At 45.9% G+C, this 13230-nt stretch carries 12 protein-coding genes and 2 riboswitches; of the genes, 6 read left to right on the top strand and 6 right to left on the bottom strand.

Features of this window, described 5'->3' with window-relative positions; translation table 11 throughout:
• The coding region (locus BGM27_RS11000; protein WP_217031260.1) for a cytochrome ubiquinol oxidase subunit I at positions 1-1015 on the bottom strand (1015 nt) is incomplete at its 3' end.
• 502 nt (positions 1016-1517) lie between these two features.
• On the opposite strand from BGM27_RS11000, the gene cimH reads away from it, so the two are divergent.
• On the top strand, positions 1518-2861 hold the full coding sequence (gene cimH / locus BGM27_RS10995) for a citrate/malate transporter CimH (RefSeq protein WP_007407764.1): 1344 nt from the start codon (positions 1518-1520) through the stop codon (positions 2859-2861).
• Positions 2862-2895: 34 nt separating this feature from the next.
• On the opposite strand, the gene BGM27_RS10990 is transcribed toward cimH, so the two are convergent.
• From BGM27_RS10990 to BGM27_RS10975, 4 genes are all read right to left on the bottom strand, one after another.
• A complete protein-coding gene (locus BGM27_RS10990) occupies positions 2896-3738 on the bottom strand; it encodes a polysaccharide deacetylase family protein (RefSeq protein ID WP_007407765.1) in 843 nt (280 codons plus the stop codon).
• 99 nt (positions 3739-3837) lie between these two features.
• The gene (locus tag BGM27_RS10985) at positions 3838-4938 is read right to left on the bottom strand and encodes an ABC transporter ATP-binding protein (RefSeq protein WP_017418599.1); all 1101 of its coding nucleotides are present in this window, start codon (positions 4936-4938) and stop codon (positions 3838-3840) included.
• A 116-nt stretch (positions 4939-5054) separates the two neighbouring features.
• A complete protein-coding gene (locus tag BGM27_RS10980; protein ID WP_007407767.1) occupies positions 5055-5948 on the bottom strand; it encodes a PucR family transcriptional regulator in 894 nt (297 codons plus the stop codon).
• Between the two features lie 166 nt (positions 5949-6114).
• Entirely contained in the window at positions 6115-6951 is an 837-nt protein-coding gene (locus BGM27_RS10975; RefSeq protein ID WP_003150818.1) for a YitT family protein, read from the bottom strand.
• A 65-nt stretch (positions 6952-7016) separates the two neighbouring features.
• Positions 7017-7118: riboswitch (guanidine-I (ykkC/yxkD leader) on the bottom strand.
• A gap of 344 nt (positions 7119-7462) precedes the next feature.
• Between BGM27_RS10975 and BGM27_RS10970 the strand changes: the two genes are divergently transcribed.
• Positions 7463-8002, top strand: coding sequence for a DUF4352 domain-containing protein (locus BGM27_RS10970; protein ID WP_120655388.1), 540 nt, complete (start codon positions 7463-7465; stop codon positions 8000-8002).
• Between the two features lie 45 nt (positions 8003-8047).
• On the opposite strand, the gene galE is transcribed toward BGM27_RS10970, so the two are convergent.
• On the bottom strand, positions 8048-9064 hold the full coding sequence (gene galE, locus BGM27_RS10965; RefSeq protein WP_007407769.1) for a UDP-glucose 4-epimerase GalE: 1017 nt from the start codon (positions 9062-9064) through the stop codon (positions 8048-8050).
• Positions 9065-9274: 210 nt separating this feature from the next.
• Between galE and pepT the strand changes: the two genes are divergently transcribed.
• The 4 genes from pepT (at position 9275) to BGM27_RS10945 (ending at position 13216) form a co-directional block, all read left to right on the top strand.
• Positions 9275-10507, top strand: coding sequence for a peptidase T (gene pepT / locus BGM27_RS10960; RefSeq protein ID WP_007407770.1), 1233 nt, complete (start codon positions 9275-9277; stop codon positions 10505-10507).
• 576 nt (positions 10508-11083) lie between these two features.
• Complete coding sequence (locus tag BGM27_RS10955) at positions 11084-11251, top strand: hypothetical protein (protein ID WP_003150808.1); 168 nt, start codon at positions 11084-11086, stop codon at positions 11249-11251.
• A gap of 102 nt (positions 11252-11353) precedes the next feature.
• On the top strand, positions 11354-11830 hold the full coding sequence (locus BGM27_RS10950; protein WP_007407773.1) for an LURP-one-related/scramblase family protein: 477 nt from the start codon (positions 11354-11356) through the stop codon (positions 11828-11830).
• 84 nt (positions 11831-11914) lie between these two features.
• Positions 11915-12001, top strand: a riboswitch (SAM riboswitch).
• Between the two features lie 78 nt (positions 12002-12079).
• The gene (locus BGM27_RS10945; RefSeq protein ID WP_007407774.1) at positions 12080-13216 is read left to right on the top strand and encodes a 5-methyltetrahydropteroyltriglutamate--homocysteine S-methyltransferase; all 1137 of its coding nucleotides are present in this window, start codon (positions 12080-12082) and stop codon (positions 13214-13216) included.
• Positions 13217-13230 lie beyond the last annotated feature (14 nt).

Genomic DNA, 13230 nt, shown 5'->3' with positions numbered 1-13230 from the left:
CGCCCCCCCCCGCCATAATGCGGAAACTCCAGAACGTCGTTTTGACAGGCGGGATATAGTCGCCTTTTCCGTACGTTTTTTCATATTCTTTTTGAAGTGTTTTCATCCCTTTCACACTGCCGCTGAACTTCTGGTAAGCCAAGTAGCTGAGTGCGTAAGGAATTGAAATTTCTGATGTGTTTTTTTCTTTATTCGTATCAATGTTCGCAAAAGCCGTCCACGCGGCAGGATCACCGCTGTCATCCCAAAGCGCTTCACTGGCAGCCATTTTCATCGGCTGCGATTCCATTAAATGCTCAGCCTGCATATGTCCGCTGAACGCAACGCCGATACCGGCGATCAGACCGACAATCATCGAAAGCTTGAAAGATTTATGGAAGAAAGGCACTTCTTTTTTCTTCAATAATTTAAATGCGCTGACACCGGCGATAAAGAAAGCACCCGTCGCAAGCGCCCCGAAAATGACGTGAGGGAATTCAACCCAAAGCTGAGGGTTTGTCAAAAGCGCCCCGAAATCGTTCATTTCCGCTCGGCCGTTTTTAATCGTAAAGCCGACCGGCTCCTGCATGAATGAGTTTGCCGTCAAAATCCAGAAAGATGACATAATCGTTCCGAAAGATACAAGCCAAATGCAAAGCAAATGCACTTTTTTAGATAAACGGTCCCAGCCGAAAATCCATAATCCGATAAAAATAGACTCCATAAAAAACGCCAAAAGCGCTTCAATCGCAAGCGGAGCCCCAAATACGTCTCCGACAAAACGGGAATAATCAGACCAGTTCAATCCGAACTGGAATTCCTGAAGAATCCCTGTGACGACGCCGACAGCGAAGTTAATTAAAAAGAGATGCCCCCAAAATTTAGCCATTTTGAGATAGGTCTCTTGTTTTTTGACAACATAAAGCGTCTCCATCAAAGCAACCATAAACACAAGCCCGATAGACAAAGGCACAAACAAGAAGTGAAACAATGTTGTAGATGCAAATTGAATGCGGGCTAATACCAACTCACTCATGATGTTTTTCCTCCAATCTGGTAAATTGCTCAACATTTCACAAACATAGCGAAATCATTGCTCGGTATTTCACAAAAAATGATATATTTGCTCAATGTTTCACAAATTCGTCAAAACTATTGAAATATCAGCCTGTACACCCTGGGGGACAGCGGCTGTCATAGAAATGATTCAATATCATTACTTTACAACGATTCAGCCTAAAAAAAAAGATCAATATACCTAAAATAAGGCTGAAATTGTGACCGATTATTGTCGGATTTGTAGAGATTTTATGTCAGCACCTAGGATATTTGTCCCTTTGATATCGTACCTCTTTTTTATTCGTGTGGCGAACAAAATGCTTTTCTCGGTGAAAAAGCCCGCCAAATCGCCATTTTGAGAAAGAAAATGTGAAGAAAGCATGCCCTCTAGTAAATTCATAATATATGAACAATTTAAATTTTTTAGTATACTTTAAATGGGGATATTTTTTCACTACATAACGACTGGGGGAACAAGCATGGGAGAACTTCAACCAAAATTGCAAACGGATTCAATCCAAAAACAGGAACGGACTGATAACTGGTTTGCCAGAGCAATGAATATAAGAATCGGCATTATTCCTCTTCCTATCTATATCCTGCTTTTCTTGCTTATTACGGTGTTTGTCATGAGCCGTGATGTAAAAAGCGACATTCTGACATCAATTGCCGTCATGAGTTTTTTCGGATTTACCTTCGGCCAGATCGGAAAATCCATTCCGATCGTGCGTTCCATCGGCGGCCCTGCGATTCTCGCAACCTTTATTCCATCCGCTGTCGTCTACTACCACCTGCTTCCGAAAGACATTATTACTTCAACAACAGAATTCACGGAAAGCTCCAACTTTCTCTATCTATTTATTGCCGGTATCGTCGTCGGCAGTATTCTCGGGATGAAAAGAGAGACGCTCGTCAAAGCTTTCGTCAAGATTTTTATTCCGCTGATCGCCGGCTCGATCGCGGCCGCCATCGTCGGCTTATGCGTCGGGACGCTGCTCGGGCTCGGCTTTCAGCACACACTGCTTTATATTGTCGTTCCGATTATGGCGGGGGGTGTCGGTGAAGGCGCGATTCCTTTATCCATCGGCTACTCCGATATTATGCCGATGTCCCAGGGAGACGCCTTTGCGCTTGTGCTGCCGTCCATCATGCTCGGCAGCCTGTGCGCCATTATGTTATCGGGTTTGCTGAATGTCATCGGGAAACGCAAACCGGAATGGACGGGCAACGGGAAGGTTGATAAGTCTGATCATTCCGCTCCCGCATTGGAACAGCCGGCCAATGATAAAACGTTTGATTTGTCCTTTTTCGCTTCAGGCGGTATTTTAGCGGTTTCCCTCTATTTAGTCGGCATGCTGGCGCATGATTTCTTTCAGCTTCCGGCTCCTGTCGTGATGCTCGTCCTTGCCGTTCTCATTAAGCTGTTCAGGCTGGCGCCGGCTTCGATTGAAAACGGAGCCTTCGGCGTCTCGCGCTTTTTCTCGACAGCCGTGACCTATCCGCTCTTATTTGCGATCGGCGTTTCAATGACACCGTGGGACAAGCTGATTGCGGCGTTTACGATCAGCAACATCATTACCATTTTATCAATCGTCGTCACGATGATGGCCGTCGGTTTTCTGACCGGAAAATGGCTGAATCTGTACCCGATTGAGACGGCGATTATTAATGCCTGCCATTCCGGCCAGGGCGGCACCGGCGACGTCGCGATCTTGAGCGCCGCTGAACGGCTTGAGCTTATGCCGTTCGCCCAAGTGTCGACCAGAATCGGCGGAGCGATTACCGTGAGTCTCACCCTTCTGCTGCTTCATCAATTCTATTAAACTGAAAAAAGCCTCCGCATATGCGGAGGCTCTGTTATTTCATCACATTTTGAATATAAGAGCCGAATGCCGCGCCGGACATGCCCGGCGACACACGGACGCGGTGAAGCCCGTAAAGCCCCTGATCTCTTGACGCCGCTCCCGGCTCCGTCGTAACCGCCATACGGTAGCCTGACGCGGCGGCGGCTTTTAATGTTTCCTTATTATATCGTCCGACTGGGTAGCTGATCATAGACGTCCGCTGCCCGAACATTTGATCAAATAAACGCTTAGAGTCCTTCATTTCACGTCGCTGCTGCTGCGGTGTGAGCCCGTTCAATTCGAGATGGTTCATCGTATGGCTCTGAATGGAAATGCCGTGGGCGGCCATCTCCTTCATCTGCTTCTCAGTCAGATGATTCTTATGCCCGATAAAGTTTCCGATCATAAAGATTGTCGCTTTCATCTTGTATTTCTTTAAAATGGGATAGGCCGCTTTCACATTGTCGGTATAGCCGTCATCAAATGTGATCAGAACACATTTTTCACGCGGCTCCTTATCCTCCGTCAGCATCAGATAGGCCTCTTCAGGAGTCATCGTATAATAGCCGTGATCATGAAGCCACTTCATATGCTGCCGGAATTCTTCCTTCGGCACACGCAGGCTGTTTCCCTCAGAAATGCTGTGGTACATCAGAATCGGCAGTCTTGCCGTTCCTTTCGTTTGAACCCAGGCGGACGTATCCGGCTCTTTTTTGATTTGGCGCTTTACAGACTTTTTATCGTGGTGCGCTTCTGCCTTCGGAATGCTTTGTTCGGCGCTTGCCTCATGGCCCGAGCAGGCGGCAAGCGTAAACACGGCAGCCAAAAGGCACATGCACATGATCATGCGTTTCATCGTTTTCCTGCTTTCTGTCTTCTATTTACTTTTTATATCGGTTATGCGTCATAAATTGTTACATCAAAAAAGCCGGACATCCAGCTGTCCGGCTTTGCGTTATGAGCGGATTCTGATTTCTGTTTCACTGTCAAAAAAGTGAGCTTTATTCATGTCGAAAGCGACGGTCAATTCTTCACCGGCATGAATGTCATGGCGGGCGTCAATCCGGGCGATAAAATCCTGATCCCCGATCCGGGAATAAACCATAATTTCTGACCCGAGCAATTCCGCGACATTGATTTTAGCTGTGATGGATGAATTCTTATAGGATTCTACCACAATCAGCTCGTCATGTATGTCTTCCGGGCGGATGCCAAAGATAACATCTTTGCCGGCATACCCTTTTTCCCGGAGCATTTTCATTTTCCCTTCCGGCACGCTGAGAGCGGCTGAACCGATCTGAATGGCGCCGTCCGTCAGCTTTCCTTTGAAAAAGTTCATCGCTGGGGAGCCGATGAACCCGCCGACAAATACGTTTTCGGGATGTTCATACACGTCTTTCGGTGTGCCGATCTGCTGAATTTTTCCGTCCTTCATGACTACGATGCGTGTCGCCATCGTCAGTGCTTCTGTTTGGTCGTGCGTCACATAGATTGTGGTTGTTTGCAGCCTTTGATGCAGCTTAATAATTTCTGCCCGCATCTGCACCCGAAGCTTTGCGTCCAGATTTGACAGCGGCTCATCCATTAAAAACACTTTGGCGTCCCTGACAATCGCCCGGCCTAATGCAACCCGCTGCCGCTGCCCGCCGGAGAGCGCCTTCGGTTTGCGGTGCAGATACTCTGTGAGCCCCAGCATTTTCGCCGCTTCTTCGACCCGTTTTTTTATCTCAGGTTTCGGCATCTTCCTCAGCTTCAGACCGAAAGCGATATTATCATAGACCGTCATGTGCGGATATAACGCATAGTTTTGAAACACCATGGCGATATCCCTGTCTTTAGGAGCGATGTCATTCACTCTCGTGTCACCGATATAGAAATCGCCCTTCGTAATGTCTTCCAGCCCGGCAACCATCCGTAATGTTGTCGACTTGCCGCACCCCGACGGACCGACAAACACAATAAACTCTTTATCTTTAATATGAAGGTTAAAATCATCGACAGCCGCTTCTTTTTGATCGTAATACTTATAAATATGCTCCAGCCGAAGTTCCGCCATGTCATCTCCCCCTTTTTGTAAACGCTTTCTTTAATAGGATTGTAACAGCGTCAGACGGCGGCGGATATAGGCAATGTTCATAAAAAAAGTCCGCTGCCTTCGTGCACATTTCCCATTTAATGTGATTTTTCATACTGCAGACAAATGAAATAAGCCAGCAGGGCGCCCCGATATGTCTTAATATCAATACCCGAGCGTTCCGCAAATTTATCAATCCGATATTGAAGACTGTTGCGGTGCAAATGCAGTCTTTTCGATGTGAGCGACATGTTCGAGTTATGTTCAATAAAAGTCTGAATCGTATGCTTCAGCTCCGGTTCTTTCTGAAACAGCAGCACCGCTTCTTCGTGAAGCAAGGCTGAGAGCTTTTCTCTGCTTTCTTCCATGAGCATAGCCGGAAATACCGTTTCCGCGGTCAGCGTGCTCAGCTGCGGGAGATGACGCCGGCCAATCTGACAATATTGCTGTTCTCTCCGATAATGAAGGCGCAGACGTTCTCCCGCGCCGTAATACCTTCCGATGAAAAAACGGACACTGAAATAAAAATCGCCTTCGAGAATCTTCACAAAAGATGCGATGTCATCCGAATCTGGCGTTTCCAGCTTTTCTTCCTCCACAATCACGCCCTGATCCCTTCCCGTCCGGACAACTGTATATGAAACCGGCCAGAAATGGCGCAGCGCTTCCGTAAATGCCCCCCAGTCCCGTTCTCCCAATAAGTCATAATGGATAAAACGGACACGCGGCTCCTTGACATCAGGCACCGGGCCTTCTTCCAGCAGAAAACGCCGCCACCTCTTTGCTGCCGCCGTCTCCGGAAAAAAATCGCCTTTTTCTTCAGCGGGCGTCAAAAGTGATTCCAGAAGCAGTTTCTCCTTCGGGGTGATATCCTCCTTCGGAATGGCGACATAGACCCGCCTTTTCTCATCATAAAAGCAAAAGACATCCTCCGCCGTACAGCACGTATCAGACAACACAGCCCTCGGGTAAATTGCCAATAACGGGTTCATATGCGCTCCTTTCTATCGCTCTATCATATTTTCAGTATAAAACGTCCGGCCGATTGTATCCACTTCGTTTTAAGAGACAGCTTTCAGGCTATTTCCCGGGAAACGGATCATAACAGCTTCTGCCGGCATAAGAAAAAAACCCTCCGCGCCGGCAGAGGGTTCCTTTTTATTTAGAGATATCGACGAAGCCTTCACCAAAGACGTCACGCACATCATGAACAATGACAAACGCTTTTGTATCACAGCTTTTAATAATTTTTTTGAGCATGGAAAGCTCTTGTTTCTGGATGACGATATATAAAATTTCCTTCGACTGCCCCGTGTAATTTCCTTTACCCGACAGCAGCGTAACCCCTCTGTCCATAAGCGTGTTGACCTGTTCAGCGATTTCGTGCTTATGCTCAGATATAATCGTCACCGCTTTTTTCGTATTCAGGCCTTCAATGATAAAGTCCATCACCTTCGTTCCGATGTACAGCATGACAATGGTAAACATCATTTTTTCTGCACCGATGATGAAATAAGAACTGAAGACGACAATCAGATCAAAGAACAAAAGCGCATAGCTGATATTCCAATCGAGATATTTGTTCGCAATCCTCGCCAAAATGGCAGAACCCGCAGTCGTGCCTCCGACTCGAATAATGATCCCGATTCCGACACCGGCAAACACACCCGCAAAAATAGTATTAATAATGAGTTCATGTGAAGGCGAGTGCCAATCATGCGTCAGATGCAGAAACAGTGAGTTGGCGACAACGGTAATGATCGTATAAAGCGTTGTTTTTCCGTCTAAAAATTTATATCCGATAATCAATAAGATCCCGTTCAAAATGATATTCGTCACCCCGGGCGACCATTCAAACACATAGTACAAGATCAGGGTGATTCCCGTTACCCCGCCCTCTCCAAGATCATTCGGAATGGCGAATAAATTAACGGCCAAAGCAAAGATAAAAGCCCCAATAATCAGCATCAGCACATCCAGCAATCTCTTTTTCATCCCAGACACTCCCTTTATATAAAATCAAAAAAGCCCGGGAGAGCACTCTTCATTAAAAGAGCAGAAACTCCCGGGCTTTTATCCCAACGTGTCACAGCAGGAACCTGCTGTGTGTTTTCTCTCGGTCCAGACCAATTCAGCATTGCGGAACCCTAGAAAACCACTGTTTTTTATGTTCAGTTTTTGTATATCTTTCAAGATTATACGGGAAATCACGAACATGTTCAACCACTCTTTTTTCAATAAACGTATAAAAAATATGAGCGATCTGCCGATACTAAAAAAGGCACTAAAATACATGACTAAAAAATCATTAAAATACTTTTTTCTCAAAATATTATTGACTGTAGGTTATTTTACAGGCATTATAGTATGTAGTTTTCAAGAAATAGTTTACATAGGAGGAAATATTATGGCAGGCAACCTGGTGTCTTGTAAGTCATGCGGCAAAGAAATCGCTAAAGGCGTTAAAAAATGCCCAAACTGCGGTAAAGATCAGAGAAACTTTTTTATGAGACATAAAATTATCACATTGCTTCTGGCAGTAGTGGTTATTATCATTCTCGTAAACATCGGCGGCGGAGGCGGATCTTCATCATCTAAAACCGCGTCTTCAAAAGCTGCGGAATCCAAGGAAAAACTGTATAACATCGGTGACACTGTTAAGACTGAAAAAACAGAAGTTACTGTTACCAAAGTGGAAAAAAGAGATTCAGTAGGCTCTCAATTTGTCGAGAAAAAAGCATCTGACGGCGGCGTTATCGTAGCTGTTCAATACACAGTTAAAAATGTTTCAAACAAGCCGTTAAGCTCTTTCTCCATTCCAAGAGCGAAATTAGTAGATTCTAAAGGAACATCCTATGATTCAGATATTGATGCTTCTTCAAGCTATGCAACAGAAACAAAAGTAGACAACAGTAAAATTTTAAGTGACTTGAACCCGAACATTAAAGTTACTGACGTAAAAGCCTTTGAAGTTGATAAAAACGCATACTCTAAAGGTACTTGGAAAATTAAATTCAGCAACGATGTTGAAGTGAAAATTAAATAATGACCGTATAAAAGAGACCTTCACCATTTGAAGGTCTCTTTCTTTTTACACCTTTTGGTACCCGTTCACATTGGAGGACTGCCACTTCCAAGAGTCGGCGCACATTTCTTCAAGCCCGCGCTTTGCTTCCCAGCCTAATTCAGCCTTAGCTTTTGCCGGGTCTGCGAAGCATGCGGCGATGTCTCCCGGGCGCCGGGCGGCAAAACGGTACGGCACTTCTTTTCCTGATACTTTTTCAAACGCCTTGACCATCTCAAGAACGCTGTAGCCTCTTCCCGTGCCGAGATTATAGGCGTCGGCGCCCGTTGTGTCCAGCACCTTTTCAAGCGCTCTGACGTGGCCCTCGGCAAGGTCAACGACATGGATGTAATCCCGCACGCCGGTGCCGTCCTTTGTCGGATAATCATTGCCGAACACCTGCAATTGCTCAAGCTTGCCGACAGCGACTTGTGCGACGTACGGCATTAAATTATTCGGGATGCCGTTCGGGTCTTCTCCGATCCGCCCGCTCGGGTGCGCGCCGAACGGATTAAAGTAGCGGAGCAGCGCAATGCTCCATTCAGAGTCCGCTTTATGCAGATCGCGTAAAATCTGTTCCAGCATCAGCTTTGTCTGCCCGTAAGGATTGGTGGCGCTTAAAGGAAAATCCTCAGTGATCGGCGTTGTTTCCGGAACGCCGTAAACCGTCGCTGAAGAACTGAAGACGATTTTTTTCACGCCGTGTGCCTGCATGGCTTCACATAAAATAAACGTCCCCGTCAGATTATTATGATAATAACGGAGCGGAACAGCCACAGACTCACCGACAGCTTTTAATCCCGCAAAATGAATGACGGCTTCAATCTCATTTTCAGCAAACACCCGGTGAACGGCGTCACGGTCAAGGAGATCCGCTTTATAAAACACAAGCTCTTTTCCGGTAATGTCTTTCACACGCTCCAATGCTTCCGGTGAACTATTTGACAGATTATCCAGAACCACGATGTCATAGCCGCCGTTTAACAGCTCGACACATGTGTGGCTTCCGATATAACCCGCTCCGCCTGTCACTAAAATCGCCATGAAGAAAGCCTCCCCTATTGAATGAATTGACCATATTATATCGGTTTTTTCTTCCTCAATCATCCATTTCCAAAAAGTTTAATCGTTTAGTCATCGTTTCTTCATAATTTGTTTTCATTCGCGTAATACACAGAGCCCTCGATTCAAACGGGTTGTGAAATAGAAATCCCTCCCCCGCGCATGGTAAGATAAGACAAAGGAGATGACGGTATGAAAAATGAAATCATTGAACGCTTTACCTCTTATGTAAAAGTCGATACACAGTCTGACGAAAACAATGAAAACTGCCCTTCAACCCCCGGCCAGCTGACATTGGCCAACATGCTGGCAGATGAATTAAAGTCGATCGGCATGACAGAAATCACAGTCGATGACAATGGGTACGTCATGGCGACTCTGCCGGCAAATACGGATAAAGACGTGCCGACTGTCGGTTTTCTGGCTCACGTGGACACCGCGACTGATTTTACCGGAAAAAATGTGAATCCTCAGATTATTGAGAGCTACGACGGACATGATATCGTTTTAAATGACAAACTCAATGTCGTCCTGTCGCCTGAGCAATTCCCGGAGCTCTCCCGCTATAAAGGCCAGACGCTGATCACAACAGACGGCACGACGCTGCTCGGAGCCGACAACAAAGCGGGCATTGCCGAAATCATGACGGCAATGGCGTACTTGATCAAACATCCGGACATCAAACACGGAACGATCCGGGTCGCGTTCACGCCCGATGAAGAAATTGGCAGAGGCCCTCACAAATTCGATGTCGGCCGCTTCAACGCGGCATTCGCCTACACGATAGACGGAGGCCCCCTCGGCGAACTGCAATATGAAAGCTTTAACGCAGCCGCCGCAAAGCTTACTTGTTACGGAAAAAGCGTCCACCCGGGAACGGCGAAAAACAAAATGGTCAACGCTTCAAAAATCGCGATGGAATTTCATCACGCGCTGCCGAAAGAAGAAGCGCCGGAATATACGGAAGGGTATGAAGGCTTCTATCATTTACTTTCCATGAACGGAGACGTTTCTGAAGCCGCCCTGTCGTACATCATCAGAGACTTTGACAGAGACCGCTTTGCAGAACGAAAAGAATATATGCAGAAAACCGCCGATGCGCTGGCGGCCAAATACGGCAACGAAAGCATCAAGCTTGAACTGCGTGATCAATATTACAACATGAGAGAAAAAATCGAGCCGGTCAAAGAGATAGTCGATGTCGCCTATCAAGCCATGAAAAACCTCGATATCGAACCGATTATCGAACCGATCCGGGGCGGAACCGACGGATCACAGCTCTCTTACATGGGGCTGCCGACACCGAACATTTTCACGGGCGGCCAAAACTTCCACGGAAAATATGAATACATTTCCGTCGATCATATGGAAAAGGCGGTAAACGTCATTGTTGAAATCGCCAGGCTCTTTGAAGAGCGCGCTTAAAACCAAAGCCCCCTGCTTTGGTTTTTTTCTTTCACATGAAACCTTTCCTTCTTTCTTTCCGTATATAAGGTATGAAATGGAAAGAAGGAGTGAAGACTATGGCAAGAGGGACTGTAGCGAAAGAATTGAAAAATACCTTAAAAGACCCGCGTGTTCTGGAGACGAAATCAAACCCTTTTAAAAAGCTGCGGAAAATGTTCAAACGATTTTTTTAAGATAACATCTCGTTTTCTTTAAAAAAATAAAGAAAGCGCTGTCATCCTGCAGTCATCTGTTAGAAGCAGTTATTTTGCATATTATAAGATTTTTTAGGGTACTGAATAACACAAGGCAAACGAAAACACTGAAGTAGTTAATTTGATGCTTACAAAAAATAGTGAAAAAGTTATATAAACGATCATCATTCATCAGCCGATACAATCTATAGAACCACAACAAGAGCAAAATTTCTTCAACCCATAGTCATTTTTACGGAAAATGACGTTATTTTTTAAAAAAGTGACAATTGTTTGAATACTTTTCGTTTGTTTTTTCGTACAATAATAAAACCAAAACTTTTTTTGGGAGGTATGTAAAATGATGCTACTTATTTTTGCTGCTTTGACAGGGTATCTTGTTTTCTCTTTCAGTAAGGACAACCGCCGGAAAACGCCAAAGACAAGCCCGCTGGTGACAGCTGCCGACACGAATAACATCATTGATTTAAATGCGATCCGTCAAAAACGCCGGATGCCGCTATCATAAAAACGACAGCTGCCGCAAAATCGGCAGCCTTTTTTTATGCACCCGGCCGATATGAAACCAACCGCCTCCTTTTTTCGTACAACATAAAAAAGGAGTTTTTTTATGTACCATTTTTACATCAAAGAGCGAATGTTTACGTTTAAGAATCGTTTTCAAGTGTTTCTTGAAAGCGGAAAAGAAGTCTACAATGTTGAAGGAAAGCTGTTTTCATTCGGTGATGAACTGAAGCTGACTGATTTGGACGGCCGCACGCTCGCCAGCGTCAATCAGAAACTGATGTCGTTCGTTCCCCGTTACGAGATTTCCGTCAGCGGCAAACCCGTCTGCCAAGTCATCAAGAAAGTCACGCTTTTCAAACCGAAATTTGAAATTTCCGGACTCGGCTGGGATCTTACCGGAGATGTGTGGGGCCGGAATTTTCAAGTGACAGACGGAAAATCAAACCGGATGACTGTCACCAAATCATGGATGAGCTGGGGCGATTCCTATCATTTGCAGATTGAAAAGGAAGAGGATATCGTTCTTTGTCTCGCGATCGCCATTGTGATAGATATGATTCTATTTGAGGGTGACAAATAAAAATATTTATCGAAATATATTGACAATATGAGAAAACATACTAAGATTAATAGTATTACAGTTTATTCTGAAAAATAGCATATTTCCTTATCAAGAGAGGTGGAGGGACTGGCCCTATGATACCCGGCAACCGCTGTTCAGCAGAATGGTGCTAAATCCTGAAGATAAGGTTGAGATTTGCGGACGCAAGCTCTTCCCTATCCGAGGGAAGAGTTTTTTTATATTTCATCAGGAAAGAAGGAATCGTTCATGTCACAGCAAAACACAGAACAACCATTGCATACGCTTCTAAGAAAAAACCCGCCGTTTCGCGCGGATCAGGTCGGAAGCCTGCTGCGGCCGGCGGCTGTGAAGCAAGCCCGCCTGCAAAGAGCGGCGGGTGAGATTTCGGCAGAACAGCTGCGCGAAATCGAAAACAAAGAAATCATCCGCAGCGTGGAAAAGCAGAAAGAAACCGGCCTCAATGTCGTGACTGACGGCGAATTCCGACGGGCCTGGTGGCATTTTGATTTTCTCGAAAATTTAGACGGCGTCGAAGCGTTTACGCCTGAAAGCGGCATTCAATTTCACAACGTACAGACGAAAGCGCGCGGCATTAAAGTAACGGGAGCTATTGATTTTTCTCAGCATCCGATGCTCGAAGATTATAAATTCCTGCACAGCATTGCCGGCGATGCTGTTCCGAAAATGACCATCCCAAGTCCGAATATGCTGTTTTTCCGCGGGAAATTGGAAAAAGCGTCCTACCAGAATGATTACAAACAATTTCAGCACGATGTGTCAAAAGCGTATAAAAAAGCGATTCAAGCTTTCTATGACGCCGGGTGCCGCTACCTTCAGCTCGATGACACCGCATGGGCCGTTTTCTTATCAGAAGCGGGGCTTCGTCAGATTGAAGCTTTCGGCACGACGCCGGATGAGCTGCGCAAGCTGTTTGCCGCTTCCATTAATGACGCCATCAAGGATCGCCCTGACGATCTGAAGGTTACGATGCATATCTGCCGCGGCAACTTCCAATCCACATGGACGGCTGAAGGCGGCTATGATGCAGCGGCTGAAACGATTTTTGACGGGCTTGATCTTGACGGATTGTTCCTGGAATATGATGATTCCCGCTCCGGCGGCTTTGAACCGCTCCGTTATGTCAAACGCTCTGATCTTCAGCTTGTGCTTGGTTTGATTACGTCGAAACACGGCGAACTTGAAGACAAGGACGCGATTAAACGCCGGATTGAAGAAGCTTCACAATATGTCAGCCTGGACCAGCTTTGCCTCAGCCCGCAATGCGGATTCGCCTCCACTGAGGAAGGAAACCTGATCACAGAAGAACAGCAATGGGCGAAACTGCGCCATGTCGTCAACATTGCCGGAGAAGTCTGGAAATAAAAAAAAGACACGCG

The sequence above is a fragment of the Bacillus sp. FJAT-27001 genome, assembly GCF_019039175.1.
Lineage (GTDB): Bacteria > Bacillota > Bacilli > Bacillales > Bacillaceae > Bacillus > Bacillus velezensis.
Note: the sequence above shows the minus strand (reverse complement) of the source record. Positions and strands in the feature narration are given on the sequence as shown.

Bases quoted from the DNA above. Each gene is read 5' to 3' on its own strand.
- pepT (WP_007407770.1), top strand. From the start codon at position 9,275: ATGAAAAATGAAATCATTGAACGCTTTACCTCTTATGTAAAAGTCGAT.
- galE (WP_007407769.1), bottom strand. From the start codon at position 9,064: ATGGCGATTTTAGTGACAGGCGGAGCGGGTTATATCGGAAGCCACACA.
- BGM27_RS10975 (WP_003150818.1), bottom strand. From the start codon at position 6,951: ATGAAAAAGAGATTGCTGGATGTGCTGATGCTGATTATTGGGGCTTTT.
- BGM27_RS10990 (WP_007407765.1), bottom strand. From the start codon at position 3,738: ATGAAACGCATGATCATGTGCATGTGCCTTTTGGCTGCCGTGTTTACG.
- BGM27_RS10945 (WP_007407774.1), top strand. From the start codon at position 12,080: ATGTCACAGCAAAACACAGAACAACCATTGCATACGCTTCTAAGAAAA.
- BGM27_RS10980 (WP_007407767.1), bottom strand. From the start codon at position 5,948: ATGAACCCGTTATTGGCAATTTACCCGAGGGCTGTGTTGTCTGATACG.
- BGM27_RS10955 (WP_003150808.1), top strand. From the start codon at position 11,084: ATGATGCTACTTATTTTTGCTGCTTTGACAGGGTATCTTGTTTTCTCT.
- BGM27_RS10985 (WP_017418599.1), bottom strand. From the start codon at position 4,938: ATGGCGGAACTTCGGCTGGAGCATATTTATAAGTATTACGATCAAAAA.
- BGM27_RS10970 (WP_120655388.1), top strand. From the start codon at position 7,463: ATGAGACATAAAATTATCACATTGCTTCTGGCAGTAGTGGTTATTATC.
- BGM27_RS10950 (WP_007407773.1), top strand. From the start codon at position 11,354: ATGTACCATTTTTACATCAAAGAGCGAATGTTTACGTTTAAGAATCGT.
- cimH (WP_007407764.1), top strand. From the start codon at position 1,518: ATGGGAGAACTTCAACCAAAATTGCAAACGGATTCAATCCAAAAACAG.